This window comes from Streptomyces sp. NPDC046859 (assembly GCF_040645135.1).
GTDB lineage: Bacteria > Actinomycetota > Actinomycetes > Streptomycetales > Streptomycetaceae > Streptomyces.
In genome coordinates this window covers 115,365-133,172 of sequence record NZ_JBEYXR010000015.1, presented here as the reverse complement: position 1 = coordinate 133,172, position 17,808 = coordinate 115,365, and the positions used below count along the sequence as shown (strand labels likewise).

Here is a 17,808-nt window from a genome sequence, read left to right as displayed (position 1 = left end):
CACAATCGGAGGGGCGTGACTCCGGCCACGGCGGGGGCGGCGGTGCTATCGGGGCCCGGCACGCCGGAAGCCCGCGTACCGGCGGTACGCGGGCTTCCTTCGTTCGACGGGGCGGGCGGGCGTCCCTACGCCGCCTCGGGCCTGCTCTCCAGGACCACGTGCAGTTCGCGCTCCTGGTCGCCGGAGGCCGACGCCTGGTCGTGGACGGTGAACAGGGAGTCCAGGGTCGCCCGGAGCCGTTCGATGGCCCAGTAGCCGCCCTGGGCGTCCGCCTCGACGCGCGACGAGAGCCGGGCCGGAGGCGCGCACTCCTGCGCGTCCGTCACCTCGAAGGTGCCGAGCCACACCATCGGACGCGATTCGTCGAGCTGCTGCGGCACCTCGTCCGGCGCCCGGTCGGACTGGAAGCACGTGGACAGTGCCTCGAAGACGATCCGTGCGTCTTCCTTGTCGCATCCGCTGATCTCGACGGACACGGCTTCGTCGTGCATTCGTTCACGATCCATCGTGATCGCTCCTCTCGTGGCCACACCGCGGTGCCACGGGTAGCCCGCGGAACCGGACCCAACCCAAGAAAAGCACCCCACATGCCGGCGCACTACCGGCGAGGACGCCCGGGCGACCGTCCGGCCGCGGTTCAGCCCCTGGTGAACCGGTACGTCTTGCTGTCCGTCAGCACGCAGAACCCCGGCGAGACGACGATGACGCGCAGGGTGCCGGTGCGGCGGTCGTAGTCGATGCCCTCCGTCTCGAAGGAGCCCGAGCAGGAGCTGCGCAGCGGGAGCTGGCGCAGGGCGGTGACCCTGCCCGTCACGTCCGAGGCGCCGGGGGCGGCGGAGAGGTCGATCTGGAGCAGCGGCTTGGTGATCCCGAAGAGGCCGCCGTCGGGGTCGTCGGACGAGCACAGCAGCGTCGTCGCGTCCCGGAAGTCGCAGCCCTGCACATCACGCACCGGGCGGTCGAGCCGAATGCTGGAGGTCCAGGGCAGGTTCGCCGAGGGGGACGTGGACGGGTTGACGCCGGGCGTCGGGTGCACGAGCAGGCGGGTCATGGTCCCCCACTCGCCGGAGACCATCCACTGCCCGCTCGGGGAGATCGCGACGAAGGAGTTGTTCAGCGCCTCCCCCGGACCCAGCGCGTGGACGTACTCGGACCAGCCGCCGTTCGGCGCCTGGACCCGGAACATCTTCGCGGAGCCCGAGTCCGCCTGGTAGGGCTCGACGTAGTAGCCGTCGTAGGACGCGTCGGGGTCGCCCACATGGTTCCAGCCGCGGCTTCCGACCGACAGGGGGATCGTGCCGATGCCGGTGTAGCGGTTGGGACTGTTCGCCGGGACCTCGACGGAGGCCAGGCCCTGGCTCTCGGTGAGCGGGTCGGCGCGGTCGGAGCCGACCTCCGTCCAGGTGTCGGCCGCCTGCGCGGGCGTGGCGGCGGACAGGACGGCGGCCGAGGCGAGGGCCACGAGGCCCGTCACGAAGGCATGACAACGTTGCCGGGCACGGTGGGCCATGGCGGCGACTCCTTGGGGGGTGGGTGCGCGTCGGCGGACAGTGTGGCGGCCTCACATGGTCATGTACAGACCAATGACAGCCATGTCCGTTGTAGTGTCCGCCACACACGGCACCCACGTGCGGCTTCGCGCCACACCCACCGCCGTGTCGAGGGATGGTGGAGGTGGGCGAACGAGGGGGGCCCGCAGACGGCTGGACGCGGTAGAACAAGGGGAGTCGGCACGGGGGGAACGACGTGCCGCGACGACGGGCGAAGGCGGTGCGTGGGATGGCTCCAGGCGAACGTCCCATGGCCGGGGACGCCGAACCGGTGCGGGGACCGGTGCGTCCGAGCGGACTCCTCGACGTACTCGGGGTGGCTTCCGTCGTCCTGGACGCCGAGGGCCGCATCGTGCTCTGGAGCCCCCAGGCCGAGGAGCTCTTCGGCTATCCGGCGCACGAGGCACTCGGCGAGTACGCCGCCCGGATCATGGTCCACGAACAGCACCTGGACCTGGTCGTCAAGCTCTTCGCCGACGTGATGGAGACCGGCGAGGGCTGGGCGGGCGCCTTCCCCGTCCGCCGCAAGGACGGCAGCACCCGCCTGGTGGAGTTCCGCAACATGCGGCTCCTGGACGACCAGGGCGACGTCTACGCCCTCGGCCTGTGCGCCGACCAGTCGACCGTCCGCCAGATGGAGCGGGACGTGGCGCTGTCCACCCGCACCATCGCCCAGGCGCCGGTCGGCCTGGCCGTCCTCGACACCGAGCTGCGCTACGTCTCCGTCAACCCGGCGCTCGCCGAGCTCAACGGCCTGCCCCCCGAGGCGCACCTCGGCCGCATGCCGCACGAGCTGATGCCGGACGCCGAGGCGGCCCGGGTCGCGGAGGCGGCGCTGAGCGCGGTGCTGCGGACCGGTGAGCCGGTCGTCAACCGGCGTGTCGTGGGCCGTACCCAGGCCGACCCCGATGCGGACCACTTCTGGTCGGTCTCGCTGTACCGGCTGGAGGACACCACCGGGACGGTGCTCGGAGTGGCCGGCATGGCGGTGGACATCACCGAGCAGCACCGGGCCGCGGTCGCGGCGGAGACGGCGCGGCGCCGGCTCGCGCTCATCGCCGACGCCTCCACCCGTATCGGTACGACCCTGGAGCTGGACCGCACCGCCAGCGAACTCGCGGACGTCGCCGTGCCGGAACTCGCCGACGTGGCGGCGGTGGACCTGCTGGACGCCGTCGTGCAGGGCAGGCGCAGCACCCTCGGCCCCGCCGAGGCGGCGGTGATCCGCGCCCTGGCCGTCCGCTCGGTACCCGGCACCGACGCGCTCCAGGCCGCCGATCCCCCCGGGCGCATCGCCCGCTACGGACCGGACCGCCTCGTCACCCAGTGCGTGCGCACGGGCGAGCCGGTGATGGTGGCGCACGTCCGGGAGGAGGACCTGCCGCGCATCGCCCGCTCCGCCGAGGCCGCCGGTCAGCTCGGCCGGGCGGGGCTGCACTCCTATCTGGCGGTTCCGCTGATCGCGCGCGGCGAGGTCCTCGGCGCCCTCGACCTCAAGCGCGTCCGCAACCCGCTGCCGTTCAGCGAGGACGACCTGCTGCTCGCCCGGGAGCTGGCCGCCCGTGCGGCGATCCAGATCGACAACGCGCGCTGGTACCAGAACGCCCGCGACACCGCCCTGACCCTCCAGCGCAGCATGCTGCCCAGCCACCCGCCGGTCACCGGTGGCCTGGAGGTCGCCTCCCGCTACCAGCCGGCCGGCGCGGGCGCCGAGGTCGGCGGCGACTGGTTCGACGTCATTCCGCTGGACGGCGCCAAGACCGCGCTCGTCGTCGGCGACGTCATGGGCAGCGGCATCGAGGCCGCCGCCACCATGGGCCGGCTGCGCACCGCGACGCACACCCTGGCCTCCCTCGACCTGGAACCGACCCGGCTCCTGGAGCACCTCGACAAGATCACCGACGGCCTCGACCACTCCATCGCGACGTGCGTGTACGCCGTCCACGACCCGGAGCTGCGGCAGTGCCGCATCGCCAACGCCGGGCACCTGCCCCCCGTCCGCGTCCGCCCCGGGCGCCCTCCCGAGCTGCTGGAACTGCCGACAGGCGCGCCGCTCGGCGTGGGCGGCGTCGCCTTCTCCACGACGACGGTCGACCTCGAGCCCGGCGACCAACTGGTCCTCTACACCGACGGCCTGGTGGAGACCCGCCAGCACCCGCTGGACGAACGCCTCGACGCGCTCCTCGCCCTGCTGGACGACCCGGAGCGCCCGCTGCAGGAGTGCTGCGACCTCCTCCTGCGCAAGCTCCACCAGCCCGAGAACTCCGACGACGTGGCGCTGCTGATCGCCCGGGTGCTCACCACCCCGTGACCCCTCAGGTCGTGGCGGGTCCGCCGCGCACCCGGCCGACCACGACATGGGCGGAGAGCTCGTCGGAGACCAGCAGGCGGGCCGACAGTCCACTGGCCGCGAAGGTCTCCAGGGCCACCGGCGTCTGCCGCTCGCCGGTCTCGATCAGCAGGCAGCCGTCCGGCGCCAGCCACCGCGGTGCCTCGGCGGCGACCCGGCGCAGCACGTCCAGGCCGTCCGGACCGCCGTCCAGCGCGACCAGCGGCTCGTGCTCACGCGCCTCCGCGGGCAGCAGCGCCACCTCGTCGGTCGGGACGTACGGCACGTTCGCCGCGAGGATGCCGACCCGGCCGCGCAGTCCGGCGGGCAGCGCCTCGAACAGGTCGCCCTCGTGCACGCGGCCCCCGAAGGGCGCCACGTTGCGGCGGGCGCAGCGCACGGCGACCGGATCGATGTCGCCGGCGTGGAGTTCGGCCCCGTCGAGCGCGGCGGCCAGGGCGGCGCCGACCGCGCCCGAGCCGCAGCACAGGTCGACGACCACCCGGGCGTCGGGGACGTGGGCGAGGGCCTGCCGTACGAGGAACTCGGTCCGCCGCCGCGGGACGAAGACGCCGGGTGCGACGGTGATCCGCAGGCCGGCGAACTCGGCCCATCCGAGGACGAGTTCCAGGGGAAGGCCGCTCACGCGCCGGTCCACCAGGGCGGCCAGCTCGCCGGGGCCGTCGGCGGCGGACAGCAGGAGCCGGGCCTCGTCCTCGGCGAACACACAGCCGGCGGCGCGCAGGGCGCTGACGACGGCGTCGTGGGTGAGGGGTGCGGGAGAGGAGGGCGACGGGGACGCAGGGGGCATGGAAGCCGAGAGCCTTTCGGGAAGCCGAAGGGTGCTCTGGCGGTCGCCTACCGGCGGTGGCCCGCGTCGATCCGAGGGACGAGCACCCGAGCTGACACAGCGGTGATGGGGCCCACCTCCCGGTCTCCAGGGCCGGGGCTCTCCCGGCTGGACGGCACCCTACCGCAACGGTCCGGGCCGTTCCCCGGGATTCCCGCGGGGGCCGAGCCGGGGCCGGTGGCGGCGGGACGGCCGTTCGTGGCCGCCGCCCGGCGTCCCGGCCCGTGAGCGGCCGACCTCCCGCGCGCGGGTCCGCCGCCGGGACGTCGTACGGTGGTACGCGCACCTGCCGATCCCGTTCGACCAGCGGGCCGTCGCCCATGGCGGCCTGGAGGCCCCACCCCCATGCATGTCACCCGAGGCTTCACCGGACGCCCGCGCGTCCCGAACGCCGCCCTGCCGCCCGGCCAGTACGACGCCGGGGACGACTGGCCCGTCCTGTCCGCGGAGGTCACCCCCGAGCTGACGCCCGAGGAGTGGACGTTCCGCGTCGACGGCCTGGTGGAGCGGCCCCGCACCTGGACGTGGGAGCAGGCGCACGCCCTGCCGGACTCCGTGTACGAGGGCGACATCCACTGTGTGACGAGCTGGTCCAAGTTCGGCGTGCGGTTCGGCGGTGTCTCGCTCGACGCCTTCCTGGATGTGGTCCGGCCCCACGGGTCCGCCACCCATGTGGTCGCCTACGCGCACACCGGGTACACCGCCAACCTCCCGCTCGCCGACGTCACCGGCGGGCGGGCCTGGATCGCCTGGGAGTACGACGGGCGACCGCTCGCCCCCGAGCACGGCGGACCGGCGCGGCTGATCGTGCCCCATCTGTACTTCTGGAAGAGCGCGAAGTGGATCGCGGGTCTGCGCCTGCTCGACCACGACGAGCCGGGTTTCTGGGAGGGCAACGGCTACCACCCGCGCGGCAACCCCTGGGAGGAGCAGCGGTACTCCGGTGACTGAGATCCTCGGGACGCCCTCGTCCTCCACTCCCCCGACCCGTTTCGCCGTGCCCGGCCGTATCGCCGTGGACGACCGGGCGGCGTCCGTGTGGCAGACCGCGACGATCACCGCGGTCCGCCCCGAGACGCCGCGTGTGGCCACGTTCCGGCTGGCCGTGCCCGCCTGGCCGGGGCATCTGCCGGGCCAGCACCTGATGGTGCGGCTCAGGGCGCAGGACGGCTATGTGGCGCAGCGCCACTACTCGATCGCGTCCGCGCCCGACGACACCGGCCACATCGAGCTGACGCTGGACCATGTCGAGGGCGGTGAGGTGTCCGGCTGGTTCCACACGGTGGCCCGACCGGGCGACACGATCGAGGTGCGCGGCCCGGTCAGCGGGTTCTTCGCGTGGCCGGGCGACCGGCCCGCGCTGCTGCTCGGCGCGGGGTCCGGCGTCGTCCCGCTGATGGCGATGGTGCGGCACCGCCGCGCGCGGGGCTCGGACGTGCCGTTGCGGCTGCTGGTCTCGGCCCGCAGCCCCGAGGAGCTCATCTACGCGTCGGAGTACGGTTCCGAGACGACGGCGGTGTTCACTCGCGGCGCGCCGGCCGGTGTGCCCGTGGGACGTATGTCCGCGGCACATGTGGCGCCGCTCCTGGCCGAGCGGCCTCCCGGTGGGTGGGAGGCCTATGTGTGCGGCTCCAACGGCTTCGCCGAGCACGCGTCGCGGCTGCTGGTGGCCGCGGGCCAGCCGGTCGAGCGCATCCGGATCGAGCGCTTCGGCTGACGCGGGCACCGGTCCGGGGCGCCGACTCCCCCGGGGTGGGACGGAAGACACTCCGCCCCGAGGAGCAGGGGCCGGTGTTCGGGGTACCTGGACGGCATGCGAAGTCGGGTGCGTGGCTGGCGCCTGCGGCCCAACGAGCTGCGGCGCCGGTCGGATGTCGTCGAGACGTGGACCTTGCTCGGGGTGGGCCTCCTGCTGTTCGTGGTCGCACCCCTGGTGGGGGTGGCCGCGGGCTGGTGGGCGCACGGTGACGCCCAGGCCGCGGCCGAGAAGCAGCGGGCCGACCGACGGCAGGTGCGGGCGATGGTCGTCCGCACGGTGTCGGGCGCGCTGCACACGCCGCAGACCGGGCGGCAGCCGTCGGCGAAGGTGACGGTCCGCTGGATGGAGCCGGAGACGGGTCCCCGGACGGCGGCCGTGCGCGTCCCCACGGGCACGCGGCCCGGTGAGACGGTCCCTGTGTGGCTGGACTCCGCCGACCGGAGCGTGCGGCCGCCGCCGGACGACTCCGCGGTCCGGCAGCACGCGGTGACGATGGGTGTGTGCGCGACGGGCGCCGCCGCCGCCGTCGTCGTCCTCGGCCACGGCCTCGTCCGGCACACGGCGATGCGCCGCCGGCTGGCCGAGTGGGACCGGGCGTGGGCCGCCACGGAACCGGCGTGGACGGGCCGCAACGTCTGAGCCACGTCCCGCCGTCGCCCATGGACGGGCCCTGGTCGGCGCGCCGATCCCCGACGTAGCGTGCGGTGTCCGCGCTCCCCCCTCGCACAAGGTGGTCTCCATGGCCCTGTTCGACCTCCCGCTCGACGAACTGCGCACGTACCGCGCCGCGTCCGCCGAGCCCGAGGACTTCGACTCCTTCTGGTCCAGGACGCTGGACGAGGCGCGCGAACACGATCTGGACGTCCGCTACGAACCGGTCGACACGGGCCTGACCACGGTGCGGGTGTACGACGTGACGTTCGCCGGGTTCGGCGGGCACCCCGTCAAGGGCTGGCTGCGGCTGCCCGCGGGGGCGGTCGAACCGCTGCCGCTGGTGGTGGAGTTCGTCGGGTACGGCGGTGGACGCGGGCTGCCGCACGAGAGCCTGCTGTGGGCGTCCACGGGGCGGGCGCACTTCACGATGGACACCCGAGGGCAGGGCAGCACCTGGGGCGGGGGCGGCGACACCCCGGACCCGGTGGGCGCCGGGCCCGCGTTCCCGGGCCATATGACGCGGGGCGTCGACGCGCCCGAGAACTACTACTACCGCCGGGTGTTCACCGACGCGGTCCGTGCCGTGGAGGCGGCCCGCGCCCATCCGCTCTCCGACGCCGCCCGGACGGCCGTGTCGGGCGCGAGCCAGGGCGGCGGCATCGCGATCGCGGTCGGCGGGCTGGTACCCGACCTCGTGGCGGTGGCGCCGGACGTGCCGTTCCTGTGCGACTTCCCGCGCGCGACGACGTTGACGGACCGTCACCCCTACCGGGAGATCGGCCTCTACCTCAAGACGCACCGGGGACGCACGGCCGAGGTCCTGCGCACCCTGTCGTACTTCGACGGCGTCCACTTCGCCGCGCGCGGCCGGGCACCCGCCCTGTTCTCGGCGGCGCTGGAGGACCAGATCTGCCCCCCGTCGACGGTCTTCGCGGCGTTCAACGCCTGGGCGCACGACGAGAAGGCCATCGAGGTCTACGACTTCAACGACCACGAGGGCGGCGGCCCCTACCACGAGGCGGTCAAGCTGGACTGGCTGCGCTCCCGCGTCTGACGGCCTCCCGCCGCGGCACACCGTACCGGGCCCCCTTCCGCACAGTCCGACCAGTCGGTACGTTCAAGGCCGGGGCCGCACCGGCGTGGCCCCGTACCTCCGGTGGACGACGAGGGGTGGGCGGCTCATGACGGACCTTCCGGCGCGGGTGCACGGGCACTGCGATCCGCGGTTCGAGGCGGTGCGCACGGCGTTCGAGGCGAACTTCCGGGAGCGGGGCGAGCTGGGGGCCGCCGTCGCCGTGACGGTCGGCGGTGAGACGGTCGTGGACCTGTGGGGCGGCTGGGCGGACGGGGCGCGCAGCCGCCCCTGGGAGCGCGACACGCTGGTCAACGTCTGGTCGACGACCAAGGGTCCGACGGCGCTGTGCGCGCACATCCTGGCCGACCGGGGACTGCTCGACCTGGACGCGCCGGTGGCCGCCTACTGGCCGGAGTTCGCGGCCGCGGGCAAGGAAGGGGTCCTGGTACGGCACCTGCTGGCGCACCGGGCCGGCCTGTGCGGGCTGCGCGAGCCGCACTCGCTCCGGCAGCTGTACGACTGGGAGGAGACGACCCGGCGGCTCGCGGCGACGGAACCCTGGTGGACGCCGGGGACGCGGTCCGGCTACCACGCGCTCACCTACGGCTTCCTGGTCGGGGAGGTCGTGCGGCGGGTGTCGGGGCTGCGGCCCGCGGCGTTCCTGGAGCGCGAGGTGACCGGGCCGCTCGGCGTGGACTTCACGATCGGCCTGCCGGAGAAGGAGTCCGGCCGCGCGGCCGAGCTGGTCCAGCCCCCGGCCGGCCCGGTGAGCGGACGGTCCGCCGCAGCGTTGGAGCCCGCGGCGCTGGCCGCGCTGGCCAATCCGGCGGTGGGCGCGGACCAGGCCAACACGCCCGCCTGGCGGGCGGCCGAGATCCCCGCCGCGAACGGGCACGGCACCGCGCGGGCGGTCGCCGCGCTGTACGGGATCTTCGCGGGCGGCGGCTCGTACGGCGGCCGGCGGATCCTTTCCCCCGAGGCGGCCGAGCGGGTGCGGGAGGGGCAGGGCAGGTGCCGCGACCTGGTGCTGGGGGCCGGACTGGGGCAGGAGACGGAGATCGGGCTCGGGTTGTGGCTCAGTGGCCCGAAGGGCTCGTACGGGCCGAACCCACGGGCTTTCGGACATGACGGCTTCGGCGGTTCCTGCGGTCTGGCCGACCCGGAGGCCGGGGTGTCCCTGGGGTACGTGATGAACCGGATGGGGCCCCATATCGCCGACGACCCCCGCAAGATGGCTCTGGTCGACGCCGTCTGCACCGCACTGTGAGTCAGGGGGCGAGCACGCGGTTTCGGCCGAAGTGGGGGCCCACCCTTCCCTCATGGTTTAGACCAATGCTTGGATCTGGTGACGCAAGGAGCCCGCACGGCTACCACACGTCACCGATCAGGAGGCGCGGCATGGTCCGCACCACCCCGCACGAACGCCCCCTCACCACCGCGCAGCCGCTGTACTGGCGGATCGCCACCCAGCTGCTGGGCGAGCTGCGCGACGGCACCATCCCGCCCGGTGAACGGCTGCCGGGGGAACGGCAGCTCGCCGGGCATTTCGGAGTCAGCAGGGAGACCGTTCGGCAGGCACTGGAGGTGCTGCGCCGCAGCGGTCTGGTCGCCACCGACCGGCGCGGCAGCCATGCCAGCCTGCCCGGGCTGCCGGTCGAGGCGCCGACGTCGGTGGCGTTCCCGATCGGCGCCCGGGCCGCGGGTCCCGGTGCCGTGGACCGGTCCGCGGTCGTCTGGGAGCCGCCCTCGCCGGAACACGCCGAGGCGCTGGGGATCGATCGGCACCGGCCGACCCTGGTGCACCGCTACGAGTCCACCGGCGCCGACGGACGGGCCCGGCGTACGGCGGTGACGACGTTCTCGGCGGTGGCGCTCGCGGACGTGGTGGAACTGGCCCGCTACCGGGACCGCGCGGACGGTTCCGGCGCGGCCCAACTGCGGCGCGCCTACGACTGGATGCGCAGGGCGGGCCTGACGCTGCACCACCGGGACGCCATCACCCGGCTCCCGGGCGGCTCCTCGGTCCGGGTCACCCGGCGCTCGCACGACCAGTTCGGGCGCCCGCTGGAGATCACCGATCTGGTGGTGGACGCCCATCAGGACGCCCTCGTCTACGAGTTCACGGTCCCCGCGGCGGGCTGAGGGCGCACGACCCTCGCCTGCCGCGCCAGCGCGAGCAGCCGGCCGTCGGCGGCCCAGACAACACTGTCGTCGACGGCCCAGCCGCCGCCCGAGTGCTCGGTGCGGATCCTCACCAGCGCCCAGCCGCCGGGGGCGCCCTCGTCGAGGGCGTCGGTGAGGTGGACGGTGAGTTCGGCGGTGGGAACGGGACGCGGGGCGTCCCAGACGGCGTAGAGCGCGGGCGGCAGGACGTCGGTGAGGGTGACGACCGAAGCCGCGTCGAGCGGCCGGCCGTCCAGGAAGCGGATCCACGACGTGAGTTCGGCCCGCTCCCCGCCGGCGAGCGGGCGGTCCGCGGTCGCGGGACGTATCTCCAACTCCTTTGAGAACGGTGACAGTTCGGCCGGAAGACGCAGCAGCGGGGAGTCGTCGGGTCCGGGCACGCGGGGTGCCGGGTGCGCCTCGTGCGGCACCCCCTGGCGCCGGGCGCCGAAGAGCGCGGACCCGAGGACGACCGGGCGGCCGTTCTGGTGGCCGGTGAAGACACACGTCGCCGTGCGCCGGCCGGAAGTGGCCGGGGCGGTGCCGGAGAAGTGGAGGGGACCGTCGTCCACGGGGGCGAGGTAGTGGGTGGTCAGCGTGCGGACCGGATGCGCACCGCCGGGGAAGCGGTCGCGGACGGCGGTCAGCGCGAGGGCGGCGACATGGCCGCCGTGCGCCCCCTCCCAGGAGTACCAGGCAGGGTCGACGCGGGTCTCGGTATCGGTCGTGGTGCTCACCCGGTCACGATAACCGGGTGGGTTGGAAAAACAAACCCTAAGGCGCCATTCCGTCCGGAAGTCCAACTCGCCACGTCAGGGCCGCTCACCCGAGCGGCCGGCGCGCCAGCACCATCCGCACCCGAGGGCTGCCGTCCCGCCGCGTCCCGAACTCGGGCAGCGGCTGCCAGGTCACCTCGAACCCCGCGCCCTCGAGGCCCGTGCGCACCTCCGCCGGCCGGAAGGTCCGGTAGTACATGACGAACGGCGGCCGCCGGACGGCGTTGCGCACCCGCATCACCGCGTCGAAGCCGAGCAGCGCCCAGTAGGCGGGGGACGTGGGGCGCGGCGGCGCCGCGATCGGGAAGGCGAAGCGGCCGCCCGGCCGCAGGACGGAGTGGACCTGACGGAAGAGGCCCGGCAGTTCCCCCGGCAGGAAGTGCCCGAACGCCCCGAAGCTCACCACCAGGTCGAAGGCGGCCGTGAACGGAAGGGCCCGGGCGTCCGCGCGCACCCAGCGCACCCGTGGCCCGGCACCCGCGTTCCGGGCCGCCCCGCCCCGCTTCCGGGCCACCTCGAGCATGCCCGCGCTGAAGTCGACGCCGGTGACGCTGCGCCGGCACAGCTCGCTCAGGACGGCCAGTCCCGCGCCCGTGCCGCAGCACAGGTCGAGTCCGTCGTCGCAGGGGCCGCCGCGGGCGAGCGCCCCGGTGACGGCGGTCAGCACCGAGTCCGGTGTCCTGAAGGGCGTGTGGTCGAACTTGGGGGCGAGCAGGTCGTAGCCGTGCTCGACCGACGACAGGGCCTGGACGGTGAGTTCGCGCAGGCTGGGGCCCTCGGGGCTGAACATCGGCCTCACCCCGCCGCGACGCGTCGTCCGAGGACCGCGAGGACGCGGTCGCACCAGCGCAGGTTCTCCTCCTCGAAGGAGATACCGGCCAGCAGCGTCAGATACGGCCCGATGCGCTCCGACTCCCGCAGGTACGCCTCCTCGGTCCGCCCGTCCAGGAGCCGTTCGCGGACGCGTTCGTAGCGGTCGAGCTTGCCGCGTGCCCAACTCCGCCGCTCCTCGACCAGCGCGCGGGCGGTCTCGGGGTCGTCCATGGCCTGCACCTTGATCAGCAGCTCGTCGCGGATGGCGGTGGGCCGCCGGGGCGGTTCCGCGGCGAAGACGCGCAGTTCGTCGCGGCCGGCGGCGGTGAGGGTGAACATCCGCTTGTTCGGCCGCCGCTCCTGCCGTACGAAGCGGGCCTCGACGAGGCCGTCCTGGGCGAGGCGTTCCAGTTCGCGGTAGAGCTGCTGCGGGGTCGCGGGCCAGAAGTTCGCGAACGAGATGTCGAAGATCTTGGACAGCTCGTAGCCCGAGGCCTCGCCCTCCAGCAGGGCGGCGAGCACGGCGTACTTGAGGGACATGTGGACACCGTAACAGCGGGTGATTATTGTCATCCGCACCTACTCAACTAATTGACTATGAGGTGATCCGGATGCACGCGTTCCGTGCGGCGGTCGAGGCGGGCGACGGCGACGCCATCGAGGCCCTGCTGGCGGAGGACGTCGTCTTCACCAGCCCGGTGGTGTTCAAGCCCTACACCGGCAAGGCGATCACGGCGGCGATCCTGCGCGGTGTCGTCCGGGTCTTCGAGGACTTCCGGTACGTGCGGGAGATCCACGACGAGGGGGGCCGCGACCACGCGCTGGTCTTCACCGCGCGGGTCGGCGACAAGGAGATCACCGGCTGCGACTTCCTGTCGGTGGACGAGAACGGGCTGATCGACGACTTCATGGTCATGGTGCGCCCGCTGTCCGGGGCCCAGGCGCTGGCCGAGGCCATGGGAGCCCAGTTCGGGCAGATCCTGGCGGAGGCCGAGGCACGGTCCGCGTAGGGGTTCACCGGTCGGCCCCTTGCGGAGGGGGCCGACCCCGGCGGCCCGACCGCGCAGTCCCCATGCGGCCGGCACCGCTCTCCCGGACGGCATGGACGGCGGCTCCCGCGAGCCGCGGATCACCCCGCTTCACGGACTCCTCGCCACGCGCCGAACACGCGTGGTATCGTGGGGTCAGCACTTGTGTACGCCCTGTCGTGGGCGCCGGTGCCTTTCCCTCTCCCGAGTCCGCCGGTCGGCGTACCGGCGGCTTTCTCCTTCCACCTCGTGTGACCAGCGGTTCCGCACCGTTCGTCGAGGTGCTGTTCTCCGCCGCACGCGAAGGCCCGTTCCACGCCTTCCCCGTCTCCGCGGCATCCCTTCCCGCACGTATGACTCCTGCCGTCCGTCCGAAAGGACCCTCACCATGACCACCACACTCGAACACGCCCCGGCCGCACAGCGGACCGCCGTCCACGCCGTCACCGGCGTGCTCGACGTCGACGCGAGCGGAAAGGGGCATCTGCGGGCCACGAGCCTGCTCCCCTCGCCCGCCGACCCGCAGGTCTCCCCCGCGCTGATCCGCCGGTACGGACTGCGCAAGGGCGACCTCGTCGACGGCGAACACGGCGAGCGCCGCACCCTCACCGGCGTCGTCCGCGTCAACGGGCGCGCCCCCGGTGGCGACCGGCCCCGCTTCGCCGACCTCACCCCGTTGCACCCGCGCGAGCGCATCCGTCTGGAGCACCCGGCGTCCGGCCCGGCCGGGCGGGTCGCCGACCTCATGGCCCCCGTCGGCAAGGGGCAGCGCGGACTGATCGTGGCCCCGCCCAAGACGGGCAAGACCGTGCTGCTCCAGCAGATCGCGGCGGCCGTCGCCGGCAACCACCCGGAGTGCCGGCTGATGGTCGTCCTCCTGGACGAGCGCCCCGAGGAGGTCACCGACATGCGGCGCTCCGTGCGCGGCGAGGTGTACGCCTCGACCTTCGACCGGGCGCCGAGGCAGCACATCGCGCTGGCCGAGCTGGTCATCGAGCGGGCCAAGCGGCTCGTGGAGGCCGGTGAGGACGTCGTCGTGCTGTTCGACTCGCTGACCCGGCTGTGCCGGGCGCACAACAACGCGGCCGCGTCCGGCGGGCGCACCCTGAGCGGCGGTGTCGACGCGGCGGCGCTGCAGGGTCCGAAGCGGTTCTTCGGCGCCGCGCGGCTCGCCGAGGAGGGCGGCTCGCTCACCATCCTCGCCACGGCCCTCGTGGAGACGGGGTCCCGGGCCGACGACTACTTCTTCGAGGAGCTCAAGAGCACCGGCAACATGGAGCTGCGGCTCAGCCGGGAGCTCGCCTCCCGGCGGGTGTTCCCCGCCGTGGAGATCGACCCGTCCGGCACCCGCCGTGAGGAACTCCTGCTGTCCCCGGCCGAGTTGACCGCGGTACGCGGCCTGCGCCGGGCGCTGCGCAGCCGGGACGGCCTCAGCGGCACCGAGACCCTGCTGGAGCGGATGCGGGAGACCCCGGACAACGCCGCGTTCCTGCGGCGGATCCAGCCGACGCTGCCGAGCGGCTGACACGCCTGCCGGGCATCGCCCGTCCGGGTGCCGGAGCGGCCCGTCCGGCCCGGCCAGCGCCCCGTGACGGCCCCGCATTCCTACGTTGGCAGTATGACGATCGGATTTACTGCCCGGGCCCTTGTGTCAGCCTGCGCCCTCGGCGCCGCCGGTCTGCTGGCGCTGGCGCCCGCCTCCGCGTCCGCGCTCACCGGGCACGACCCCGACCCGCCGCGCGGCCCCCGCGCGACCCCGCCGCCCGCGCTGCTGTACCGGTCCGGCACCCAGGTGCGGCCGCACGCGGACGCGCCCTCGCTGCCCCGGCTCTCCGCGCGCTCCTGGCTGGTGGCCGACGCCGGCTCCGGCGAGGTCCTCGCCGCCCACGACGCGCACCGCCCGCTGCCGCCCGCCAGCACCCTCAAGACCCTGTTCGCCCTCACGGTGCTGCCCACGCTTCCCGCCGGCGTCCCGCACACCGTGCACCCCCAGGAGCTCGCGGGCATCGGTCCCGGCAGCAGCCTGGTCGGCGTCGCGGAGGGCCGCACGTACCGCGTCGCCGACCTGTGGCGCGGGGTGTTCCTCAGCTCGGGCAACGACGCCGTCCGGGTGCTGGCCTCGCTCAACGGCGGCTGGCGGGAGACGGCGGCCCGGATGCAGGAGAAGGCGCGCGCCCTGGGCGCCCTCGACACCCGGGTGCTGTCGCCGGACGGCTACGACACCCCCGGCCAGGTGTCGTCGGCGTACGACCTGGCGGTGTTCGGCCGGGCGGGGCTGCGCAATGCCGACTTCGCGCGGTACTGCGGCACGGCGGAAGCCCTGTTCCCCGGCGAGGGCGGCCGGCCGTACGGGATCCGCAACACCAACCGGCTGCTGACCGGCGCGGACGGCGTGGCCCGCTACCCCGGGGCGATCGGCGTCAAGAACGGCTACACCACCGAGGCGGGCAACACCCTCGTCGCCGCCGCCCGCCGCGGCGGGCGCACCCTCGTGGTGACGGTGCTCGCTCCCCGGGCGAGCGGCGGGCACCCCGTGTACGAGGAGGCGGCCGCCCTGCTCGACTGGGGATTCGGGGCGTCCGGGCACGTCGAACCGGTCGGGTCGCTCGACGGCCGCCGGGCCCGGCCCGGACCGGGGCCCAGCACGGAGCCCGCGGTGGCCGCCGCGGCGCCCGGGAAGGGGACGGCGGGCTGGGCGCAGGCGTGTGCGATCGCCGGCGCGGCCGGGATGGGAGCGGGTGCCGTGTCGCTCGCGACACGGGGCCGGACCCAGTGACCGGGAGGTGTCAGAAGACCGACACCCCGGTGAGCGTGGTGAACCGGTCGAGGGCCGCCACACCGGCCACCGAGTTGCCGCGCTCGTCCAGTCCGGGACTCCACACGCACAGCGTGCAGCGGCCGGGGACGACGGCGATGATGCCGCCGCCCACCCCGCTCTTGCCGGGCAGGCCCACCCGGTAGGCGAAGTCGCCCGCGGCGTCGTACGTGCCGCAGGTCAGCATGATCGCGTTGATCTGCTTGGCCTGGCTGCGGCTGAGCAGCCGGGAGCCGTCGGCCCGGAGTCCGTGCCGCGCCAGGAACATGGTCGCCAGGGCGAGGTCCGCGCAGGACGCCATGACGGAGCACTGCCGGAAGTACTCGTCCAGCAGGACGGGCACGGGGTTGTCGATGTTGCCGTAGGACGCCATCAGGTGGGCCAGGGCGGCGTTGCGGTCGCCGTGCGCGGTCTCGGAGGCGGCCACGTCGTGGTCGAAGTCCAGGCCGGCGTTGCCGCTCTCGGCGCGCAGGAGGGACAGCAGCTCACCCGCCGCGTCGCCGGTACGGGTGTGCAGCCGGTCGGTGACGACGAGGGCGCCGGCGTTGATGAACGGATTGCGCGGGATGCCGTGCTCGTACTCCAGCTGCACCAGCGAGTTGAAGGGGTTGCCGGAGGGCTCGCGGCCCACGTGCTCCCACAGCGCGTCGCCCTCGCGGGCCAGGTCCAGCGCGAGGGTGAACACCTTCGTGATGGACTGCGTGGAGAACGGCTCGCGCCACTCCCCCACGCCGTACACGGTGCCGTCGAGCTCGGCGACCGCCATACCGAAACTGCGGGGGTCGCGGGCCGCGAGCGCCGGGATGTAGTCGGCGGGCCGGCCCCGGCCGGGGGTCCGCTCGGTCTCCTCGGCGATGCGCTCCAGGACCGGCTGGAAGGTCAGGGACGACGTCGACGCTGCCATGATCACATCATGCCTCTCCGAAGGGCCCCGCGTGTCCCGCGGCCGGGCCCGGCTCTCAGGCGGAGGCCTGGACCGGCGCCGGCTCCAGCGCTTGGACGGGCCGCACCCGGCCGACCTCGCGGCCGCCGCCCAGCAGGGCCGCACCCCGGAACTCGGTGAGCGACGCGGGGTCGACACCGGCCCACGCGAGCGCCGCCGCGGCGACCGGGACACGCGCCCGGTCCGCCCCGTCGGCGATCTTCACGGCGACGGCCCGCCCGTCCGGGAGGGCGGCGACCTGCACGCCCTCGAAACCGTCCTTGGCGAGCAGTCCGGGCACCGCCCGCATCAGCGCCGCGACGTCCCGGCCCGAGCCGGAGGCCATCTCGGCGTGGGTGCGCATGGCGTCGGCGACGCGCGCCTCGGGGGTGCCGGGCGCGGCCGTGGTGATCCGGGCGGCGGCACGCGCCAGCCCGTGCAGCGACACGGAGAACAGCGGCGCGCCGCACCCGTCGACGCTCACCCGGGCGACGCACTGCCCGGTGAGGTCCTCGACGATCTCGGCGATCGCCTGCTGGAGGGGGTGGGCGGGGTCGAGGTAGTCGTCCAGGGACCAGCCGTTGAGCCGGCAGGTGTACAGCATGGCCGCGTGCTTGCCGGAGCAGTTCTGGGCGAGCCGCGACGGTGGACGGCCCTCGCGCACCCAGGTGTCCCGCACGACCGGGTCGTACGGCAGGTCCGGGACGTTGCGCAGGTCGTCCTCGGTGAGTCCGGCGAGTTCGAGGATGCGCCGGGTGCCGGCGAGGTGGCGTTCCTCGCCGGAGTGGCTGGCCGCGGCGAGCGACAGCAGCGCTCCGTCGAGCGGGAGCCCGGCGCGCACCATGGCGACGGCCTGGACCGGCTTGATCGCCGAGCGCGGGTAGAAGGCGGCCTCGATGTCGCCGAGCTGGAACCGTACGGCGCCGTCGGGGCCGAGGACGACGACGGAGCCGTGGTGGGTGCCTTCGATGACGCCGCTGCGTATGAGGTGGGCGACGGGGGCGTGGAGGGGCGCGCGGACAAGGGGTGCGTCCGCCATGGTGCTGGTGTACATCACTGCCTGGGGGTCGTGGG

The 17,808-nt window shown here is 74.2% G+C and carries 18 protein-coding genes; 10 read left to right on the top strand and 8 right to left on the bottom strand.

Features of this window, described 5'->3' with window-relative positions:
* Positions 1–125: 125 nt before the first annotated feature.
* Positions 126–506, bottom strand: a complete 381-nt coding sequence (locus tag ABZ899_RS22830; protein WP_361349070.1) for a hypothetical protein — start codon at positions 504–506, stop codon at positions 126–128.
* Positions 507–637: 131 nt separating this feature from the next.
* Entirely contained in the window at positions 638–1,510 is an 873-nt protein-coding gene (locus ABZ899_RS22825) for a hypothetical protein (RefSeq protein WP_361349067.1), read from the bottom strand.
* A gap of 290 nt (positions 1,511–1,800) precedes the next feature.
* Between ABZ899_RS22825 and ABZ899_RS22820 the strand changes: the two genes are divergently transcribed.
* Positions 1,801–3,861 carry a SpoIIE family protein phosphatase gene (locus ABZ899_RS22820; protein ID WP_361349064.1) on the top strand — a complete coding sequence of 687 codons (2,061 nt, stop codon included), beginning with the start codon at positions 1,801–1,803 and terminating at the stop codon, positions 3,859–3,861.
* Between the two features lie 4 nt (positions 3,862–3,865).
* Here the strand turns inward: ABZ899_RS22820 and ABZ899_RS22815 are convergent, their stop codons facing one another.
* Positions 3,866–4,690 carry a putative protein N(5)-glutamine methyltransferase gene (locus tag ABZ899_RS22815; RefSeq protein ID WP_361349061.1) on the bottom strand — a complete coding sequence of 275 codons (825 nt, stop codon included), beginning with the start codon at positions 4,688–4,690 and terminating at the stop codon, positions 3,866–3,868.
* 384 nt (positions 4,691–5,074) lie between these two features.
* Here ABZ899_RS22815 and ABZ899_RS22810 point away from each other — a divergent pair, with 384 nt between their 5' ends.
* The 6 genes from ABZ899_RS22810 (at position 5,075) to ABZ899_RS22785 (ending at position 10,359) form a co-directional block, all read left to right on the top strand.
* Complete coding sequence (locus ABZ899_RS22810) at positions 5,075–5,680, top strand: sulfite oxidase-like oxidoreductase (RefSeq protein WP_361349058.1); 606 nt, start codon at positions 5,075–5,077, stop codon at positions 5,678–5,680.
* Positions 5,673–6,446, top strand: coding sequence for a ferredoxin reductase (locus ABZ899_RS22805; RefSeq protein WP_361349055.1), 774 nt, complete (start codon positions 5,673–5,675; stop codon positions 6,444–6,446). The genes ABZ899_RS22810 and ABZ899_RS22805 overlap by 8 nt, the downstream gene beginning before the upstream one ends.
* A gap of 96 nt (positions 6,447–6,542) precedes the next feature.
* Positions 6,543–7,127: a hypothetical protein gene (locus tag ABZ899_RS22800; RefSeq protein WP_361349052.1), complete on the top strand. Its 585-nt coding sequence runs from the start codon at positions 6,543–6,545 to the stop codon at positions 7,125–7,127.
* Positions 7,128–7,227: 100 nt separating this feature from the next.
* Positions 7,228–8,196: an acetylxylan esterase gene (locus ABZ899_RS22795; RefSeq protein WP_361349050.1), complete on the top strand. Its 969-nt coding sequence runs from the start codon at positions 7,228–7,230 to the stop codon at positions 8,194–8,196.
* A gap of 127 nt (positions 8,197–8,323) precedes the next feature.
* Positions 8,324–9,484 carry a serine hydrolase domain-containing protein gene (locus ABZ899_RS22790; protein WP_361349047.1) on the top strand — a complete coding sequence of 387 codons (1,161 nt, stop codon included), beginning with the start codon at positions 8,324–8,326 and terminating at the stop codon, positions 9,482–9,484.
* Positions 9,485–9,615: 131 nt separating this feature from the next.
* Positions 9,616–10,359 carry a GntR family transcriptional regulator gene (locus tag ABZ899_RS22785; RefSeq protein WP_361349044.1) on the top strand — a complete coding sequence of 248 codons (744 nt, stop codon included), beginning with the start codon at positions 9,616–9,618 and terminating at the stop codon, positions 10,357–10,359.
* Here ABZ899_RS22785 and ABZ899_RS22780 read toward each other — a convergent pair.
* The 3 genes from ABZ899_RS22780 to ABZ899_RS22770 form a co-directional block, all read right to left on the bottom strand.
* A complete protein-coding gene (locus ABZ899_RS22780) occupies positions 10,329–11,117 on the bottom strand; it encodes a thioesterase family protein (protein ID WP_361349041.1) in 789 nt (262 codons plus the stop codon). The two genes, ABZ899_RS22785 and ABZ899_RS22780, sit on opposite strands and share 31 nt — an antisense overlap.
* Before the next feature lie 85 nt (positions 11,118–11,202).
* Entirely contained in the window at positions 11,203–11,946 is a 744-nt protein-coding gene (locus ABZ899_RS22775; RefSeq protein WP_361349038.1) for a class I SAM-dependent methyltransferase, read from the bottom strand.
* A gap of 5 nt (positions 11,947–11,951) precedes the next feature.
* On the bottom strand, positions 11,952–12,509 hold the full coding sequence (locus ABZ899_RS22770; RefSeq protein ID WP_361349035.1) for a PadR family transcriptional regulator: 558 nt from the start codon (positions 12,507–12,509) through the stop codon (positions 11,952–11,954).
* A 71-nt stretch (positions 12,510–12,580) separates the two neighbouring features.
* Here ABZ899_RS22770 and ABZ899_RS22765 point away from each other — a divergent pair, with 71 nt between their 5' ends.
* The 3 genes from ABZ899_RS22765 to ABZ899_RS22755 all read left to right on the top strand — a co-directional run bounded on the left by ABZ899_RS22765 (position 12,581) and on the right by ABZ899_RS22755 (position 15,773).
* Positions 12,581–12,979 carry a nuclear transport factor 2 family protein gene (locus tag ABZ899_RS22765; RefSeq protein ID WP_361349032.1) on the top strand — a complete coding sequence of 133 codons (399 nt, stop codon included), beginning with the start codon at positions 12,581–12,583 and terminating at the stop codon, positions 12,977–12,979.
* Between the two features lie 406 nt (positions 12,980–13,385).
* Entirely contained in the window at positions 13,386–14,522 is a 1,137-nt protein-coding gene (rho, locus tag ABZ899_RS22760; protein WP_361349029.1) for a transcription termination factor Rho, read from the top strand.
* Positions 14,523–14,615: 93 nt separating this feature from the next.
* Positions 14,616–15,773: a serine hydrolase gene (locus ABZ899_RS22755; RefSeq protein WP_361349026.1), complete on the top strand. Its 1,158-nt coding sequence runs from the start codon at positions 14,616–14,618 to the stop codon at positions 15,771–15,773.
* A 10-nt stretch (positions 15,774–15,783) separates the two neighbouring features.
* Here the strand turns inward: ABZ899_RS22755 and ABZ899_RS22750 are convergent, their stop codons facing one another.
* Together ABZ899_RS22750 and ABZ899_RS22745 are read right to left on the bottom strand one after the other, a co-directional pair.
* Entirely contained in the window at positions 15,784–16,716 is a 933-nt protein-coding gene (locus ABZ899_RS22750; RefSeq protein ID WP_361349023.1) for a glutaminase, read from the bottom strand.
* Positions 16,717–16,771: 55 nt separating this feature from the next.
* A complete protein-coding gene (locus ABZ899_RS22745) occupies positions 16,772–17,788 on the bottom strand; it encodes an asparaginase (protein ID WP_361349249.1) in 1,017 nt (338 codons plus the stop codon).
* Positions 17,789–17,808 lie beyond the last annotated feature (20 nt).